Source organism: Clostridium oryzae (assembly GCF_002029235.1).
GTDB classification, from domain to species: domain Bacteria; phylum Bacillota; class Clostridia; order Clostridiales; family Clostridiaceae; genus Clostridium_AE; species Clostridium_AE oryzae.
The window spans coordinates 92739-112117 of sequence record NZ_MZGV01000004.1; the positions used below are offsets into that span (position 1 = coordinate 92739).

At 32.1% G+C, this 19379-nt stretch carries 18 protein-coding genes; 13 read left to right on the forward strand and 5 right to left on the reverse strand.

Features of this window, described 5'->3' with window-relative positions:
• Nucleotides 1–7 precede the first annotated feature (7 nt).
• The 3 genes from floA to CLORY_RS03285 all read right to left on the reverse strand — a co-directional run bounded on the left by floA (nt 8) and on the right by CLORY_RS03285 (nt 2397).
• A complete protein-coding gene (gene floA, locus CLORY_RS03275) occupies nt 8–991 on the reverse strand; it encodes a flotillin-like protein FloA (protein WP_079422096.1) in 984 nt (327 codons plus the stop codon).
• Nucleotides 992–1017: 26 nt separating this feature from the next.
• Complete coding sequence (locus tag CLORY_RS03280; protein ID WP_079422097.1) at nt 1018–1515, reverse strand: NfeD family protein; 498 nt, start codon at nt 1513–1515, stop codon at nt 1018–1020.
• 99 nt (nt 1516–1614) lie between these two features.
• Nucleotides 1615–2397 carry a sensor histidine kinase gene (locus CLORY_RS03285; RefSeq protein ID WP_423236514.1) on the reverse strand — a complete coding sequence of 261 codons (783 nt, stop codon included), beginning with the start codon at nt 2395–2397 and terminating at the stop codon, nt 1615–1617.
• A 330-nt stretch (nt 2398–2727) separates the two neighbouring features.
• Here CLORY_RS03285 and CLORY_RS03290 point away from each other — a divergent pair, with 330 nt between their 5' ends.
• The 5 genes from CLORY_RS03290 (at nt 2728) to CLORY_RS03310 (ending at nt 9973) form a co-directional block, all read left to right on the forward strand.
• Entirely contained in the window at nt 2728–4083 is a 1356-nt protein-coding gene (locus tag CLORY_RS03290) for an MATE family efflux transporter (protein WP_079422098.1), read from the forward strand.
• Between the two features lie 240 nt (nt 4084–4323).
• Complete coding sequence (locus CLORY_RS03295) at nt 4324–7266, forward strand: DEAD/DEAH box helicase (protein ID WP_079422099.1); 2943 nt, start codon at nt 4324–4326, stop codon at nt 7264–7266.
• A gap of 62 nt (nt 7267–7328) precedes the next feature.
• Entirely contained in the window at nt 7329–8192 is an 864-nt protein-coding gene (locus CLORY_RS03300; protein WP_079422100.1) for a pentapeptide repeat-containing protein, read from the forward strand.
• Between the two features lie 218 nt (nt 8193–8410).
• Nucleotides 8411–8938: a GNAT family N-acetyltransferase gene (locus CLORY_RS03305; RefSeq protein WP_079422101.1), complete on the forward strand. Its 528-nt coding sequence runs from the start codon at nt 8411–8413 to the stop codon at nt 8936–8938.
• A 69-nt stretch (nt 8939–9007) separates the two neighbouring features.
• Nucleotides 9008–9973 carry a small ribosomal subunit Rsm22 family protein gene (locus CLORY_RS03310; protein ID WP_079422102.1) on the forward strand — a complete coding sequence of 322 codons (966 nt, stop codon included), beginning with the start codon at nt 9008–9010 and terminating at the stop codon, nt 9971–9973.
• A 103-nt stretch (nt 9974–10076) separates the two neighbouring features.
• On the opposite strand, the gene CLORY_RS03315 is transcribed toward CLORY_RS03310, so the two are convergent.
• Together CLORY_RS03315 and CLORY_RS03320 are read right to left on the reverse strand one after the other, a co-directional pair.
• Entirely contained in the window at nt 10077–10529 is a 453-nt protein-coding gene (locus CLORY_RS03315; protein WP_079422103.1) for a YsnF/AvaK domain-containing protein, read from the reverse strand.
• Nucleotides 10530–10604: 75 nt separating this feature from the next.
• A complete protein-coding gene (locus CLORY_RS03320) occupies nt 10605–11048 on the reverse strand; it encodes a YsnF/AvaK domain-containing protein (protein WP_079422104.1) in 444 nt (147 codons plus the stop codon).
• 263 nt (nt 11049–11311) lie between these two features.
• Between CLORY_RS03320 and CLORY_RS03325 the strand changes: the two genes are divergently transcribed.
• The 8 genes from CLORY_RS03325 (at nt 11312) to CLORY_RS03360 (ending at nt 19157) form a co-directional block, all read left to right on the forward strand.
• Nucleotides 11312–12133, forward strand: coding sequence for a class I SAM-dependent methyltransferase (locus tag CLORY_RS03325; protein ID WP_207652165.1), 822 nt, complete (start codon nt 11312–11314; stop codon nt 12131–12133).
• Nucleotides 12134–12419: 286 nt separating this feature from the next.
• Nucleotides 12420–13043: a DUF6033 family protein gene (locus CLORY_RS03330; RefSeq protein ID WP_079422105.1), complete on the forward strand. Its 624-nt coding sequence runs from the start codon at nt 12420–12422 to the stop codon at nt 13041–13043.
• A gap of 121 nt (nt 13044–13164) precedes the next feature.
• On the forward strand, nt 13165–13272 hold the full coding sequence (locus CLORY_RS23670; protein ID WP_242954323.1) for a hypothetical protein: 108 nt from the start codon (nt 13165–13167) through the stop codon (nt 13270–13272).
• 162 nt (nt 13273–13434) lie between these two features.
• The gene (locus CLORY_RS03340) at nt 13435–14346 is read left to right on the forward strand and encodes a LacI family DNA-binding transcriptional regulator (protein WP_079422106.1); all 912 of its coding nucleotides are present in this window, start codon (nt 13435–13437) and stop codon (nt 14344–14346) included.
• A gap of 48 nt (nt 14347–14394) precedes the next feature.
• Nucleotides 14395–15621, forward strand: coding sequence for a sugar ABC transporter substrate-binding protein (locus CLORY_RS03345; RefSeq protein ID WP_079422107.1), 1227 nt, complete (start codon nt 14395–14397; stop codon nt 15619–15621).
• A 46-nt stretch (nt 15622–15667) separates the two neighbouring features.
• Nucleotides 15668–16546, forward strand: coding sequence for a carbohydrate ABC transporter permease (locus tag CLORY_RS03350; protein ID WP_169911510.1), 879 nt, complete (start codon nt 15668–15670; stop codon nt 16544–16546).
• Nucleotides 16547–17437 (forward strand): sugar ABC transporter permease, encoded by an 891-nt coding sequence (locus CLORY_RS03355; RefSeq protein WP_079422109.1) that lies wholly within the window; start codon nt 16547–16549, stop codon nt 17435–17437.
• Between the two features lie 25 nt (nt 17438–17462).
• Nucleotides 17463–19157, forward strand: a complete 1695-nt coding sequence (locus tag CLORY_RS03360; protein ID WP_079422110.1) for an alpha-glycosidase — start codon at nt 17463–17465, stop codon at nt 19155–19157.
• Nucleotides 19158–19379: the final 222 nt, after the last annotated feature.

Genomic DNA, 19379 nt, shown 5'->3' on the forward strand with positions numbered 1-19379 from the left:
AGAGGTTTTATTGATTTTGTTTTTCTTTATTATCAGTAGTTAATGTCTGGGGTTTGGTTCCTGCTTTTGAAATTGAACTTCTCATGCTTGTATCTGCAATAACATTTTGCATATCATAGTAATCCATTATTCCGAGTTTTCCTTCCCTAAGAGCATAAGCCATTGCTTTTGGTACTTCAGCCTCGGATTCTACAACAGCAGCTCTCATTTCCTGTTCTTTTGCCACGGCCATAGCTCTTCTTTCCTCAGCCTTAGCTTGAGCAATATTTTTGTCAGCTTCAGCCTGCAGAGTTTGTAAATGAGCACCTATATTTCTTCCTACATCAACATCAGCAATATCTATAGACAAAATTTCGAAGGCTGTGCCAGCATCTAGTCCTTTATTTAATACAGTCTTTGAGATGGCATCGGGGTTTTCCAGCACTATTTTATGACTGGTAGATGAACCAACAGTAGTTACTATACCTTCACCAACTCTGGCTAAAATAGTTGCTTCTCCAGCACCTCCAACAAGTCTTTCTAGGTTAGCTCTGACTGTAACTCTGGCCTTAACTAGAAGTTCTATACCATCTTTTGCAACTGCTGAGACATTTGGAGTTTCGATTACTCGTGGGTTAACACTCATTTTAACCGCCTCTAAAACATCTCTACCAGCTAAATCAATAGCTGCTGCTTTTTCAAAGTGCAAGCCTATATCCGCTCTATGGGCAGCAATTAATGCGTTTACCACATTATCTACATTACCACCAGCTAAATAATGAGCTTCCAACTGGTTAACTGTCAGTCCCATACCAGCTTTTGTTGCTTTTATTAGTGGAATTACTATTTTAGAAGGTATGACTCTTCTTAATCGCATACCTATTAAATTGAAAATACTCACTTGAACATTAGCTGCCAGGGACGATATCCATAATCCCAATGGAACGAACATAGCAAATATAGCAATAAAACATACAACTGCTACTACTATTATAATTAAATTAGCATACATTTATAATTTCTCCTTTACTTATAAATTCACAATTTTACTTTTTTTACTAGTAATTTTACTCCGCTAACTTTAAATATCTCAACATTAGTACCTTTAGAGATATATTCACCATCAGAAATTACATCAAATTTAACTCCGTCAATGTCTACTGAACCAGCTGGTCTTAAGTCTGTTATCACGATGCCTTTTTTTCCAAGTAAATAGTCCAAATCTGACGAGCTGATATATCCATGTTCTTTTTTTTGTTCATAGGGCAGTATAAGCGGTTTAAAAAGTTTACCCTTTGCAAAATATGTCAAAACTACACCTAACATTATTCCAAGAACGGCTAGGATACCTAATGTCATAACTAATGCCTGACCAAAGTTTTGAGCCGTTAGTACAACTGCTAGTATTAAACATATACAACCTATGATTCCTGGAACTCCAAAGCCTGGAATATGCATTTCTAGTAGTACTAATCCGAATCCTATGACTAGAAATATAATTGTCAGCAGCGTAATATTCGGCAAAAATACACCCATGTTTTGATACCTCCCTCCTTACTATGTAAATATAATAGACCTTATAATAGAAAACATTAATATAAAACTTCTGAATTATACACTTTTGTTTTCCAAATGTCATTTAGAGGTATCCTTTGGAATAGTTATTTCGAAGGATGTCCTTTGTTCATTTGATGTAACTGTTATTGTTCCATGAGACTTCTCAATTATTTCTTTTACTATAGCAAGTCCCATGCCTTCTCCTTTGTCTCCCTTAGTAGTGAAGCCTACATTAAATATACGACTCATAATTTCTTTAGGAATGTTTGTCCCATTATTTGATATGTTGACCTTAATGTTTTTCAAATCTTCACCAAATTCAACCAGCAAGTGTCTATTGCAGGACTTCAACTTTAAACTAAAAATTGCATTATCTATTATGTTGCCAAGAACTCTGCAAAATTCCCAGGGCTCCATATTAAGTGATTTTAAATCACTTTTTATTTCCAGTTCCATTTCTATGTCCTCTTTTTCAGCTGTTTGTAACTTTGCCTGAAGTAATGCGTTTACAGCTGGTTCTGAAGTTTTTAATGCTTTACTAACTTTTACTATATCCTTGTAAACTGGCTCTATATAGTTTCTTGCTTCATCAAACTCTCCGAGCTCCATCAGTGAATAAATGACTTGTATATGATTTAGATAATCATGTCTTTGGGATCTCAGGGTTTTATTAAAGGCTTCAAGATATTTGATAGTGTCAATTAAGTTATTACTGCTTTTCTTAAATAAGAGATTATAGAATATTATGCCTGAAATAATGCTGTTAATTCCTATACTTATTGCGATAACATAAATAATAAAATTGCCTTGAATGTTATAGGGGGTTTTGTATTTATAGTAGATGAATAATGTTATAAACACTACTTGTGTTAAATTTAAAAAATAGATAGTAATACTATTTTAGATACATCGATTGATTGCCTTTTAACTGGCATGCATTTTACCCCCTGGAATATAAATTTTAAGTATATTTTACCATATAAATACATTGATTTTGTACAGCAGCGATAATATTTGTGATGGAAAGATTTCCTTATACATAAAATAGATTTATTCTATTTTAAAACAATAGTATTATATCCAATATGTACAATTATCTATATAATATGTGTGAATAAATAGATGCAAAGATAATAGCAAAGTAAACAAATGAACATACAGAAAAGATAGCTAGAAGAAATGAGGTAAGATATGTCAAACAAGTACGTACATGATATGACAGAAGGGAGTGAAGTTTCACTTCTGATAAAATTTTCACTGCCGATGCTTATCGGTAATGTTTTTCAACAGTTTTATAATATTATAGATTCCGTAGTTGTGGGAAGGTTTATAGGTGCTAATGCATTAGCTGCAGTAGGTGCTACAGGCTCTTTGAATTTTCTATTCTTTTCTATATGCGCAGGATTGTCTGTTGGAATAGGCATTATTATTTCACAGTATTTCGGAGCCAAGAAAGAATCACATGTAAAAAGAGCAATTGCCAATTCAATTTATGTTATAGGTGCAGCAGCCATAATTATGAGTTTGTTAGCTGTAATTTTTGCGCGTGCTATTTTAGTGTTTCTAAAAACACCGCCTGAAATTATAGATGATGCTACAGCGTTTTTAAGAATTGTATCAGGTGGTATGATAGCGGTGGCAGCTTATAATGCTATATCTGCTATACTTAGGGCTTTAGGAGATTCCAAGACACCACTGATTTTTTTAATTATATCCTGTGGAATTAATGTCATTCTGGATTTGATTTTCGTTCTTAAATTTGGACTTGGAGTAGCAGGAACAGGGTGTGCTACGGTTATTTCTCAGGGCTCAGCTGCTTTGGGATGCATTATTTTTGCACTGCTTAAGAATCCTTATTTTAAATTAAAAGCGGAACATTTGAAGGTAAACCGTACGATCATAGTAAAATGTATAAAAATTGGTATTCCTGTAGCTGCTCAAAGTTCTATGATTGCTGTATCTTTAGTAGCACTGCAGAGCGTTGTAAATGGTTATGGGAAGGTAGCAGTTGCAGCCTTTACATCAACAGGAAGAGTGGAACAGCTTATACAGCAGCCTTTTAACTCTTTAGGTGCTGCCGTGTCTACGTTTGCAGGACAGAATATGGGAGCTGGTAAACTTGAACGAGTGAAAAACGGATATCATAAAAGTATAATAATAATAGCAGCATTTAGTTTTACGGCTTTTCTCGCAGCCCAGTTTGGTGGACGTGCTATTATGGAACTGTTTGTTAAGGATAACGCAGTAATTTCTCTAGGAGCTAATGGAATTAGAATTACCAGCTGTTTGTATTTTCCTCTTGGAATGATTTATATTACCAGAGGACTGCTAAATGGTACAGGAGATGCTTTTTATGCCATGCTTAACGGCTTTATTGAGGTTGTTGGAAGGGTAGGGTTTTCAAGCGCATTGGTTTTTGTTCCTGCCTTTGGGGTTTGGGGCATATGGTTGACTACGGGATTAACCTGGCTTATTACATCTACTGCAAGTGTGATAAGATATAAACAAGGTAAGTGGAAAAACAAATCGTTAGTTATTCACGGATAAATTTATAAATAATAGATAGATGCCTGGTGTTAATGCCAGGCATTAGTTTTTACTCTTTAGGAATTTATGCATCTTGTTAAATATGGATAATTTTTAGATATGCTATGTTATAATATATTTTATGAAAAATATGATTGATAACATAAAAGAAGGTTGATGGTGCAAATTACTTTTAACAGCTATTCCTTTATTGAATAGACGGATAGATTACTTGAAGTCACTACGAAAGGAAGTGATTGTTTGAAACTAAATGAATTAAAATTAATATTTAATAAATCTGCTTCCAATGCTATAAAAAAGGAAGGAAAAGAAATTTTTGATAAAGGCCTAGTTACTCATTTTAAGGGTAAGAAGATAGATGAAGTATATCATATTTATGGTAAAGTGAAAGATAAAAGCAAATTTAAGGAAATTAATACTCATCTAGAGATTAATCTAAAGGAGAAAAAAATAGAAGAAGCAGTGTGTTCCTGTGGTGAGTTCAGAGAATTATCTTCCAGTGGATATATGCTAAAATGCCGCCATTTAACTGCTACTGTTTATAAATTTTTTAGCCTACTGTCAAAAAATAAAAATCAAGTAAATGAAGTTCAAGAAATTAGAGCTATAAATAAAGAGCAAGAACAGAAAGGTGTTTGTACTGCTAGACTTGTTAGAAAAACTGAGAAGGATTCTGTTTATTATGAGGGACAGTCATCTTCTAGAAATGAGAAACGGAGGATGCATCCTAATGAGCTGAAAACATTTTTGGAGAAAATAGAAAATAGAAAAATTAGATTTAAATTTGAATATATAGAATTTGTAGTTCCTATTTTACATAAAGATTTACCATTAACCTTCAATCTGAAAGAAGACGCTGAACGTATAGTTTTGACAACTCACAAACAGTTGCCAATTCCATTAAACTCAAACCATGATGTCTATTATTTTAGAAATGAACTTTATCTGCCATCAAAGAGTCAGACGGATAAATATGCCGCTTTATATGAAAAGTTAAAGGAGCATGGAGAAATTAGTTATCGAAAAAATATAAATAACTATAATAAGCTCATCTCTATATTGAGTAGTATTTCACATAACATTAATATTTCAGAAGGACTAAAAAATTTTGTATCGGATTTATTAAGACCTGAATTTTATATTTTTGAACAGGCTGATAAAATTTACTGTGACGTGTTTTTAAACTATGGAAACAGAAAGATTAATATACTACATGAAAGTGAAAATAGCGATACCTTAATAAGAGACTATAAAAAAGAAGAGAAACTTCTTATGAAGATAGAAAAAAGTGGTATTACTAAGATGAAAGACAGATTTATGTTCACAGGTGGAGAGGATGAACTATTTAACATATTAAGTGGTAGACGAGATAGTATTAAAAATTTAGGAAACATTATTTTAGGAAATGGGCTTAAAGACAAAAAAATATATAGTTCAGCACATATTAAAGCGGATTTGGATGAGATAGATGGATATTATGATTTCTCCTACAGCATAGGAAATTTAGAAAAAGAAGAGCTAAAAAGTGCTTTTAAAGCTTATAGATCAAAAAAGAAATTTTATAAAACGAAAAATAATGATTTTCTTGATTTTGAAGATGATGGTGTAAAGAGTTTTTTCAATCTTATTGAAGTATTAAGGACGGATGATAACACCGAATGGGACAGTGTAAAACTAGAAAAAAGCAAAGCTCTATATTTATATGAAAATATAAAAAATAGTAAATTGGGATTTTTCAAAAATTCTGAAGAGTTAAATGAAATAGAAAATAAACTAATCAATATTAATAATAGAGGAATAACCTTGCCAGATGGTTTTAATGGAACACTTAGAGAATATCAGCTGAAGGGTTTTAAATGGCTTAAAACATTAAGTGAAGTAGGTTTTGGCGGAATATTGGCAGATGAAATGGGATTGGGTAAGACTATTCAAACAATAGCTTTTCTATTGTCGGAACAAGAAAAGAAGACAATTATTATTTGTCCTACTTCTTTGATTTATAACTGGAAGGATGAATTTCAGAAATTTGCACCCGATTTAAAGGTATTAATAGTACATGGCTCTGATAGAAATAAAGCAGCGGAATGCATGAATGAATATGAGGTGATTTTAACTACCTATGGAACTTTGAAAATGGATATCGATAACTATAGTAATTTCATTTTTGATTACTGCATCATTGATGAGGCGCAAAACGTAAAGAATGCATCAGCTCAAAATACAAAGGCTGTTAAACAGATCAAAGCTAAGACTAGATTTGCTTTGACTGGAACTCCTATAGAGAATAATTTAACAGAACTTTGGTCTATATTTGACTATATAATGCCTGGATATTTATATACTAAAGAAAAATTTGAAGAAAAATTTATTGATAGTGGAGATGAGAACTTAGAAAACCTTAAGCTGTTGATACAGCCGTTTATCTTAAGGAGAACTAAAAAAGAAGTGGTTAATGAATTACCAGATAAAATAGAAAAGAAGCTATTAGTTAGAATGACAGCAGCTCAAAAAGCTGTATATAGCAGTTATATAAAAAGAGTAAAGACCATAATGAAGAACAACGTAGAGGGTAAAATTGAGATATTTTCATATTTAACTAAATTAAGACAGATATGCTTGGATCCTTCTCTAATAGTAGAAAAATATGAGGGGGGAAGTGGAAAACTGGAGGTAGCAATGGAGCTTATCAAAGAACATACTGCTTCAGGCGGAAAGGTGCTTCTGTTTTCTCAATTTACTTCTGTTTTAGATAAAATTGGTGAACGCTTAAACAAAGAAAAACTCCAATTCTTTCATTTAGACGGAAGAACAAAACCAAAGGATAGAATTGAAAGAGTGAAGGAATTTAACAACAGCAATTCTGTAAAAGTATTTCTGATTTCATTGAAGGCTGGGGGTACTGGTTTGAATTTAACTGCGGCAAATCTGGTTATCCACTTTGACCCATGGTGGAATCCAGCAGTTGAGGATCAAGCTACTGATAGGGCTCACAGAATTGGTCAAACAGACATAGTAGAGGTAATAAAGCTGGTAGCAAAAGGAACTATAGAAGAAAAAATTATTTTGTTGCAGGAAGATAAAAAAGAACTCATTAATAATATTCTTACGGGAGAGCTTAAAAATAGCAGTTTACTCAGCAGCTTATCAAGGGAGGATTTACTGCAGTTATTTGATAGAGATTAAATCAAGTACATTTAATTTAAAAATTAACGTTATTTAAATATAAAAATTATGGAGTGATAACATTGACTAACCAGAATAGTATCAAATACAGCAAAGAATTATACGAAAAACTTATGATTGATTGTCAAAACTGTTTTGGATTCTGTTGTGTAGCATTATACTTCTCAGCATCTGAAGGGTTTCCAGCAAATAAAGATGCCGGCAAGCCTTGTATAAATCTACAAGCTGATTATAGATGTGCTGTACATAAAAATCTTAGGGAAAAGGGCCTTAAAGGATGTACTGCTTATGATTGTTTTGGCGCAGGTCAAAAAGTTGCACAGGTTACATATGGTGGACATGACTGGAGGAAAAAACCTGAAACTGCAAACAGGATGTTTGACACATTTCTAGTTATGAGACAGCTTCATGAAATTTTATGGTACTTAATAGAAGCTTTCAGAGTGCAAACTGATGGTATTATTGAAAAGGATATTAGCAGCATGATAAGTGAAACAGAGAGATTAACTAATCTTGATGCGGATAATCTGATACAGCTAAATCTAGATACACACAGAAATAATGTTAATGTATTGCTTTCAAAGACCAGTGAGGCTGTGAGAACAAAAACTCGTAGAGGTCAAAAATCCGGCTTGAAACGAAAGAAGTCAATTTTAGGGAGGCCTGATTATATTGGTGCGGATTTTAGAAGGACTAATCTTAGAGGTGCAGACTTAAGAGGAGCACTTTTGATTGCTGCAAATCTTAGTGGCAGTGATTTGACTGGAGCGGATCTTATAGGAGCAGATTTAAGAGATGCTGATATAAGAGGAGCTAATCTTGCAGAAAGTATATTTATTACACAAATTCAAATCAACGCAGCAAAAGGGGATTCTAATACAAAGTTACCAGTGTCATTAACTCGTCCAGCATACTGGGATAAGTAATCATAAACATATAGTATTGACTCATTATGATGTGCTGCATGATATGAAAATAAGTTTGGAATTGTGTATTATGTGGTATATTCAACCATAGTATCAGAGACAGGAAACTATTGAAATTATATATGGGCTATAATTGACTTATAATAATTGCTGATTAGCATACAAGTAAATAAAATGATGGTAGAAAATCTTATAGTTATTGATTGGAGAAAAGATATATGGACATTATCATTGAATTAGGGAAAATAGATGATATTGATGAATTAGAGCAGCTTTATAATGATTTGAATGATTATTTATCAAAAGGAATAAACTATCCAGGATGGTTAAAGGGAGTATACCCTGTTAGGCAGAATGCAATCGATGGAATTAATAATGATAATCTGTATGTGGCAAGGCATAATGGCAAAATTGCAGGTTCCTTTATTCTGAGTCACAAACCTGAAACGGCATATTATAAGGCTAAATGGGAATTTGAATCTGATTATTCAGATGTCATTGTTGTATATACTTTTGCGGTACATCCTAACTTCTTGAAATGCGGTGTTGGCACAGCATTAATGGATTTTGCTGTTGAGCATGGAACTAAAACGCACGCTAGGTCAATTAGACTGGATGTTTATGAAAAAAATATGCCTGCAATTAGACTTTATGAAAAACTTGGTTTTAAGTATATAACTACGGTTGATTTAGGACTCGGAAATCACGGATTAAATTGGTTTAAACTATACGAAAAATTAATATAGATCAAACAAATTAATTCTAATTTATACTTGTTTTTTATCATAAACTATGTAATGAAAGAGGTTGAATAGATGGATTTACCTTTTGAATTAAAATTAGCTATAGAAAATCAGATTGTTGGTATGAAGCATACTCAATTATTACAAGATGCTCAAACGCTTAGTAAAAAATATAGAACTGAAAGCGGACATGGAAAACGTCTTCTTACGTGCAGTAATGAGGCAGCTACATATTCCGTTGTAAGGATGCCGGCCACTTATGGGGCAGTTTATTCAGCACTGAAATATACTTTAGCTTTAGCTGATTGTAATATAGAATCGCTATTAGATGTTGGAGCAGGTACTGGAGCAGCTTCGTGGGCTGCAGATTCACTGCTGAAATTAAAAAGGATTACGTGTTTGGAAAGAGAACATGCCATGAGCCAGATTGGTGAAAAAATGATGCAGGAAGGATCAGAAGTTTTAAAAAAAGCCAAATGGACAGAATATGACCTATCAATGGATAATATTTCAGAAAAAGCTGATTTAGTTATCGCATCTTATGTACTAAATGAGTTGGATGATAATGAAAGAATAAAAGCTGCAGAAAAATTATGGAATGCAGCTAATAAAATTATTTTGATTGTAGAACCGGGAACACCAATAGGATATTCTCATTTGAAAAAAATTAGGGATTACTTATTAGCTAAAGGAGCTCATATGGTAGCACCTTGTCCTCATGAAGATACCTGTAAGCTTGAACAGGATGATTGGTGCCACTTTACGTGTAGAATACAAAGAAGCAGACTGCATCGCTTATTAAAAGAGGGAGAAGTTCCGTATGAAGATGAGAAATTTGCATATTTAGCAATAGCACGAGAACAATATAAAAATGCTGTCGCACGTGTTTTAAGACATCCAATTGTAGGAAAAGGGAGAGTATTACTGGATATTTGCAGTACTAGTGGAATAAGAAAGGTAAATGTTTTTAAAAAAGATGGAGAGCTATATAAACAGGCACGAAAAGTACAATGTGGTGATGAAATATCAATTAAATGATAGTAATAATTGCTTTAATAATGGACATCCAATACGAATACAAATTGGATGTCAAAATTTGAGCAATATTTTATAAACAATAGCTAAGGGAGGTTCTTTTGTATCAGGAATGAGTAAAATTTGATTCATCGATAATTCTTGGTGCTCCTGTAGTTTTAATTTTAGGTTCTTCCCTCTTTAAAGTTTCCTCAATATGGATTATTTCTTTTATTTGGTGTTTGTATATAGATACATCTTCTAAAGTGACCATATGTTTTGAGAACTCAACATGTTCTTCACATAATGGTATTCTAATAGCTTCTGGTGATGAAGCATTAAAACCCGGAATAGTTGATTTTATGAGGGTCTTTTCTATTACGAGTTCTTCACGTTTAATGGGTATAGTAAAGTTTTTGTCTATTGAGATAACTTCTCTGTGAATATTTACTTGTCCTGTTTGAATCCATCTTTTTGCTATATCTAGTTGCTCTTGTTTAATTTGCAAAGTTTTATTTTCTTTATTATGATTGTTAGTCATATCTATTTTTGTGTTAATTATGGATGAGTCATTTTCCATATTCTTATCCTCCATATGTTCCTAAAAACACCTCTCAAATTTCAATAAAATTTGGAGGTGTTTTTGATTTGCTATTTATTCCATAGAGTTGTCATTATCTACTATATCGGCATCACCAGTTTTATTTATTCGAGCTTCTTCTCGTTTAAGAGTTTCATCTATATGTCTATTCTCTTCGATAGAACGCTTGTGAGCTGAAACTTCTCCTGTTACAACAGTGTGTTTATCTACATCAACTTTTTCTTCACTAACAGGAATTCGAATAGTTTCTTCATCGGTTATCGGCGAATCGGAAACTTCGTTATTTAGAGATTTTCGCTCAATTACAACTTCTTCACGTGTTACAGGAACATCGACTTCTTTACGCTCCTCTATGATTTCTTTACCAAGTTCTACTTCGCCTTTTTGAACTTTACTTTTCCCTATATCAAGTTCTTCCTTGTGAAGACGGAGCTTTGCATCATCAGAAGTTTCTTTTTTAGTATCATCATCTCCAAAAATACCTCCAAATATACTCATATGCAAACACCTCCATATAAATTAAATTTGTTCATTTATATGTTGTCACTTAAAAGAATATATTATCCTATTTGAAAATTGGAATTAGAAGTAATTATTATGCGAAAATTAAGAATAACCAGTTCACTTAAGAGATGATATGCTAATATAAAATAATGTTTGTATGAATGTAAAAATATATTTGAGAGAAAATATTATAATTAGTTAATATAAATTTTGTTATAATAAGCATAGCATAGTATTAGAAACTGGAGGTAAAATGATTGGAAAAGGAAAATAACGTTATGGATAATAAAGATATATGTATCGATGTGAACGAAGAGTCTTGGAATAAAGAAACTTATGATGCGTGGGCACAAAGATTTGGACAACCATGTGAAGCAGCTAATAAAATTAAAATAAATCCGGTAAAAACTTTGTCCGTGATCTACAACAAAATGAATGATGTAAGCGGAAAGAAAATTATGAATCTGATGGGGTCAAATGGCAGCAAGGCTGTAGCACTAGCTTTACTAGGAGCAAATGTCACTGTTGTAGACTTTTCATCAGGTAATAAACGTTATGCCATGGAGCTGGCAAAAGAAGCTAAAGTAAAAATTGATTATATTTTATCAGATGTGCTTAAGTTATCACAAGAACAGCTTACTGGCGATTATGATATAGTATTTGCTGAGATGGGTATATTGCACTATTTTACTGATTTAAAACCTTTTATGAATATTATCTATAAGCTTTTGCGAAACAATGGAATATTCATAATAAGAGATTTTCATCCAGTTTCTACAAAGCTAATTACTTCAAGGGGATCAACTGCTAAAGTACGTAAACATAAGGTTACAGGAGATTATTTTGATACCTCCTTGGAGGAAAAAGATATTTCTTATTCAAAATATCTAATTGATAATAAAGAACCTCAGAAAGTACTGCTTCGTAAATGGAACTTGGGTGAGATAGTTACAGCTGTTGCTAAGGAAGGATTCCTTATTAGGAGTCTAGATGAAGAACCCAACTTATCATCTGATATCTTTGATAAGGGAATTCCAAAGACGTTTACATTAGTGGCTGAAAAAAATTACAAGAATTAGAAGTTCAGTGATAATTTAAAAACATTTATTTTTCCTTTGTTTTTGCTAAAAATATACTAAGACATAAAAAACTATTACGAAAATGCTTTTATATGTAATATTGTAGAAATTAGTAGTAAAAAAGAATATTTTTTATTTGCTGTATGAATCAGTAGATTTTTGGGATAAAAGCTACTACTATATGATGAGTAGTAGCTTTTAATAATACAATTGATATAAAGAATAAGAAAGTAGATACGATAGCATATATGTAATTTATTTTAAGTACATGAAGGTAGTGATTTATATGTCAGTAGAAATTGATAACAGGTATGGTTCGTGTTATGAACAGGTATCCAATAAAACAAAATGCGATGTTAGTGAGAACAAAGCGGGCAAAAGGTGTACATCAGATAAAGGAATATCAAAGTATAATTACTTTAAAAATATATGTAGTAAATATCAAAATCTTAATATTAATATGAGTGATGCTGTTTTGGGTGAGGAAAATAAATTAACTATAAACATTTCTCCTAAGTTAGTTGAAAAAGCAACAAAAGATCCTAAGGCATCTGAAAAAATAAATTATCTTCTTGATCAGATGCCATCATTACCACAATTTATTGAAAAATTGAGCTATAGTTTAACGGGAAAAAAAGTAACAAAAGTAAGTATAATGATAGATGAGAATGGTGAATGCAGAACTAAGTGTGAATTTGAAGACGAGGATACTAAAAAGCTTAATACTACTGAAGACCACCAAGAAAAATTGCGTAAGAAAAAGATAAAAGCATTAAGGGAGAGAGCTAAAGCTTTAAAAGAAGCTAGAAAAGATGCTTCAAAGGATATAAAAGGGCAGCAAGTATGCGGCTATTATGATACTATATCAGAAGGTTTTGACTCAAATTTACTAGACACTAAGATATATTAAATAGGGACGTAAGGATTGTAACTTAAATTAAAGTATAATAGACGAGGATATGAAATTTAATGCAACAGTTGAAAGTTGTACAATATTTGTTCATTTTATTGAACAAATTCTTACACAGCAAATGATCCAAAATTTATCATTCATAGGTTCAATGCTTATATTTTGTGTTGGCATAAATCTTGTGTTTGGTAAAAAGTTTAAGGTTGCAATATGCTGTCAGCACTCTTAGTCGTTGTAGTGTACAGTATGATTAAAAAATAGATTATTAGTATATTGTGATATATTTAGGAAAACAATTACAAAAAAACTATTTACAAATTAAGGGCATGCTGTTATAATATAATCAACTTAAGCGATTAAGTAAAACAAAACGTTTCTAGGCGGGATAAAAATGAAGAAAGTAACTATGAAGGACATTGCAATAAGTGCAGGAGTATCTTTAGCGACTGTATCTTATGTATTAAATAACAACGAAAAAGAAAAAATTAATGATGAGACAAAAGAGAAAATATTTAAAATTGCAAAAGAGCTTAATTATGTACCTAATTTAAATGCTCGTTCTTTAGTTAATAAGAAATCCGGTCTTATTGGTATCATAGTTGTAAGAGATTATAAGAAAGAAGGACCGTGGAAGAAAAATTTTTATAGCAGTTACATAAATGCACTTGAAAGACTCCTTGACAGAGAGGGATATCATTTACTTGTAACAAATACCCCTTTAGATAAACCTGATTTAGACATTGTTTTGCAAAGGGAACTTGAAGCTGTCTTTGTTATAGATGTTGATGAAAAATTCTTTTATAAGATCTCAAATAATTTCACTGTACCAATAATAATTCTAGATAGTATTATCGATGATAAACTTTTTTATAAGATATTGCCTGATTTTAATGATTCAATAAAGAAAGCGCTGAAAGATATAGATGATGACGAGGCATATCTTATAACTGAAAAATTTAACAGTAATAAAGTGATGGCTTCTATTAGCGATGCTTTTAACGGAAAGAAAGAAAACTTGTATATAATGGAATCTATTAGTGGTATGGAAAAGTTCCTCAAAGATAGGAAAGGTAACCAAGGCATAATAATAAGTGAGTACCTTGCTATATTAGCTCAAAGATATGTTGATTGTAAAAAACTTACAGTCATAGCGACCTGTGGTGATTCGTATTTATTGTCAGAAGATATAAAATTACTGAAGTTTAACATATTGAAAAAGGCAGAAAGATCTGTTGAATTAATGAAGGAAGTTTTAGAGAAAAGATATAGAGGAAATAAATATTTGATATTACGAGCAGAGTAAAATCTGCTTAAAAAAATATATACTTAAACGGTTAAGTGAGGTGTTATTATGAAATTAAAAAAAATATTAACGGCATTTGTATCAATGGCAGTCATGTCATCCTTAGCGGCTTGCTCGAGTTCAAAAGGTTCAGTAAACGACGATTCAGGAGGGAAAAAGAATATAACGTTAACGGTATGGCATCAATACCTTCCGGACACTGAAAAACTATTAATAAATTCATTTAAGGATTTTACAAAACAAACAGGAATAAAATTAAAATTTGAGAAGCAGGAAAATATTGATAACAAGATAGAAATAGGTTCTCAAAGCGGGAAATTGCCAGACATAATAATAAGGTCTAATGATATGGTTGGAAAACTTACCGTTATGGGAGCAATTAAACCGCTGAATGGACTTATTAGTAAATCAGATCTAAAGAATACTATGAAAACTGCGATAGATGGATTCACATATAGAGGAAAGCTTTATGGAGTTCCAGGCCACTTGGAAACGGTTACGCTAATATATAATAAAGATCTAATCCCAGAGCCTCCTAAAACTATGGACGAGTTACTTCAAAAAGCGAAACAATTATCTAAGGACAATAAGTTTGGTTTTTTGATACCTCCCAAGGATCCGTATTTTAATTCATGTTTCTTCAATGGATCAAATAAGGATAAATATCTGACAACAGATGGGAAGGCTTCGTTAAATACACCTGAAAACATTGAAACTCTTAAATATTTAAAGCAGTTAAGCAAGTATTATCCAAAGGATTTGGATAATCAAATGGTGTCCCAGCTCTTTGATGATAAGAAAGTAGCTATGATGATTAGCGGCCCATGGGACATAGCCAAGCTTAAACAATTAAAAATTAATTACGGGTTAGCATTAATTCCTATTTCAAGCAATACTAATGAACCAGCTGCACCTTTTGTAAGCGTTCAGGGTATGATGATGACATCTAGCTGTAAAGATGAACAAGCTGCAGCAAAAGTATTGAAATATTATTTAGGTGAGAATGTGGCAATGGCTTATTTCAAATCTGGTGGATATATGCCATCAAACAGTTCTGTATATAACAAGGCTGAAGTGAAGGCAGACAAAGATATCCTTGCATTTAAGGCTCAGGCAGAAGTAGGGATTGCTCAACCTAATATTCCAGAGATGGGTGTAATGTGGCAGCCAGCTACTGATCTTCTTCAGGGTACAATTGTTTTGAGGCAGGATCCTCAAAAAACAGCTGAAAAGTTTCAAAAAAGAGCTGAGGATGCTATTTCTAATATGAAATAAATCTACTAATAGAGGAATGTCCTCTATTAGTATGAAAGGAGCCTATATGTTAGTTAACAAGAAAAATAGAGCATATCTTTATATAGTACCGTCATTTATAGGAATATTATTAATCGTCGTATTACCTATATTCTACTGTATTTATATTTCCTTTACCAATATGAATATGTATCATTGGATAAATTATCGTTTTGTAGGTCTTGAAAGTTATACTAAAGTTCTAAAAGGACTTAATGGGGAATTTTATCAGGTTTTGCTTAGAACTATAGTATGGACTGTTATAAATATATTTCTGCAGGTTGCATTTGGTATTTTTCTTGCCATGCTTTTAAATATAAAGCAGCTTAAACTCAAAGGATTGATGAGAACTTTACTTATATTGCCCTGGGCTATACCTGTATATATATCTTCACTTATATGGAAAGGTATGTTCAATTACGATTTCGGTATAGTGAATGATTTGATAACTAAGATTGGACTGCATAGAATAGAATGGCTTACTTCTCCTACTTTTGGAATGATAGCATGTATTATTGTAAACGTATGGCTAGCTACTCCATTTATGATGACGGTATGCCTTGGAGCACTACAGAGCATCGACGCTTCATACTATGAGGCTGCTGATATGGATGGAGCTAATGCTTTTGATAAATTCTTTAGAATTACACTACCACTAATAAAATCTATGCTCATAGCCCCAATCATTCTAACCAGTTTCGTAACGTTCAAACAATTTGATATTATTTATCTCATGACTGGAGGACTTGGCGGAAAAACAGATGTAGTTATAACCTATGCATACAATAAAGCTTTTACATCGAAAAATTATGCCTTTAGCTCAGCATTTTCTGTAATTATATTTTTAATACTTCTTGTATTCACTATTATCAATATGAGAGCCGTGAAGGGAGGAGAGGATATATAAATGCTAAATACATCGAAAATATCAAATCCCAATTTAAAACAAAATGTGTTTAAAAGGAAAACCATATTGAAATGTACTATGGCCTATATAGTTTTGATTATTGCAATTGTTTTTGCCATACTTCCAATACTTTGGATATTGTCTACTTCACTTGATGCAGTAAACAATCTTTCCAGCACTTCTCTGGGCTTGCTTCCAAGAAAATTTACATTATATAATTATAGAGAGATGTTAATTGGACCGGACAGTCATTTTTTCAGATGGTGCTTCAACAGCCTTATCGTTTCAGTTACGACCACTTTATTTAGCCTTTTTCTCGGGGTAACAGCTGCATATGCTTGTTCGAGATTTAGATTTAGAGGAAGAAAGCTATTTTTAAATATGTTTCTTTTATTAAATGCTTTCCCAAGCATTTTAAGTATAGTTGCGTATTATAAAATGCTTTCAATACTTAATCTCATAAATACTCTTGGGGGATTAGTATTAATATATTCAGGTGGACAATTAGTTTTTACTATATGGAATCTTAAAGGGTATTTTGACACAATACCATATGAAATAGAGGAAGCTAGCTTTATTGATGGAGCATCCTCATTTGATATATTTACTAAGATAGTACTTCCACTCTCCAAGCCAGCTATAGCTGTTACATCGCTATTTGTTTTTATGTCAGCGTGGAATGAATATTTATTTGCAATGACATTTACTTCTAATAAAAATATATATACTCTTTCCGTAGCGTTATGGTCCTTGCAAAATTCGGGTAATTATTCTACAAATTGGCCACTGTTTGCAGCTGGTTCAATGATAATTGCCATACCAGTTGTAATTATATTCTTATTTTTGCAAAAGAGTCTGGTCTCAGGATTGACTTTAGGAAGTTCAAAATAAACATACTAACAAGGAGGTAATAAACATGTTAAGAGAAGCTATATTGCATATTACAGACAGTACATTTGCTTACAGCGTAGGCGAATATTCATTAATGCTTAAATTAAGGGTGAAGAAGGATGATGTAGATAAAGTTAATTTGTTTTACGGAGATAGATATGAAACCACTAAACAAATAACAATGTATAAAAAAGAAATGAGCATTACTTTTACTGATGATTTATATGACTATTATGAGGTAGAAATAAATCCTACTTTTAATAGAATAGGATATTATTTTGAGCTTACAAGCGGTGAGGAAAGAATTATTTATGCTCAGGGAAGATTTTTAACAGAACCGCCTAAAGAAAGAAATCAGCTGTTTATGTTTTCGTATATATGCAGGGCTGATATCTATGACGGTTACTCTTGCTGGCAGGATATGATTGTATATCAGATATTTATAGATAGGTTTTATAAAGAAGGAATAGATGAGAAATGGTATAGGATACCTACACCAAAGGATGTCTATGGGGGTAATCTTAATGGAATAATCAATAAGCTTGATTACATCGAAGAATTAGGTGCTAATTGTATATATCTAACTCCAATATTTGCGTCTCCAAGTAACCATAAATATGATACTGTTGATTATTATAAGATAGATAGTAGCTTTGGTGATACAGAAACTTTAAAAAGACTGATAGGAGAGTGTCATAAACGAAACATCAAAGTTATCTTAGATGCAGTATTTAATCATACCAGTGACCAATTTTTCGCATTTAAAAATGTACTTGCAAAAGGGAAAAACTCGAAATACTATAATTGGTATATATTCAAGGATAATAATTATGAGTGCTTTGGTTCATCGAAGAATATGCCAAAGCTTAATACGGCGTGCAGTGAGGTAGCACAGTACGCAATAGACGTGGCACAATATTGGATTGATGAGTTCAATATAGATGGTTGGAGATTAGATGTCGCCAATGAAATTGATCATAAGTTTTGGAGAAAATTCAGAGAAGCAGTTAAAAATATTAAAAAGGATGCCTTTATAGTAGGTGAGGTATGGGATGGAGGAGAAAGCTATCTTAATGGTGATCAGTACGATTCAGTCATGAATTATCCGTACATGTATGCTTTGATTGGTTATTTTGCTAAAAAAGAATCTACATTAAGCGAATTTGACGCCTATATAAATAATCTTTTTGTACGGTATAAAAAGCCCATAAGAAATCAGCTTTTGAACCTTATTGACAGTCATGATACCAGCAGATTTCTTTACGAGGCAAATGAAGATATAGAAAAGTTAAAAATGGCAGTGTTTTTTCAAATGACCTCTATGGGAATACCGATGGTGTACTATGGAGATGAATTGGGTACAACAGGGGGGAATGACCCTGACTGTAGAAGAACTATAGATTTCAATTATGGAAATAAAGAATTATTTAATTATTATAAAAAGCTTATTTCAATCAGAAAAAGCAGTGATGCATTAAAGTATGGTGAGTTCAGAACTTTATATGTAAATGATGATGTTTATGCATACAAGAGATTTACTAATAAAGATACAGTTATAAATATTTTTAATTACAGTACTGTTTCTAAAACTATTACGCTGGATGTTAATGGACACAAAGGAATAGATCTATTTAATGGAGTAGAGTATGCTATAGAATCAGATAGATTAAGCCTCTATATGGGACCATTTGGAAAACGTATAATAAGAATAGAATCATAGAGGTTAATGATTTGTGAATTGTGGATAACTTTCAACCATACAGGAACATAGTACATGTATGGTTAAAGAAGTAACTATAAAATATACGAAGTAATATGAAGGTAACTTTGAAGAAAACACCATTAAGCAAATAAATAAGAAAAATAAATTGGAAGAAGTAATGTAGAAAATACTACTTTGTAAATGCATAGAACTGGTTATAGAGGTGAGAGTGGCCGTAGG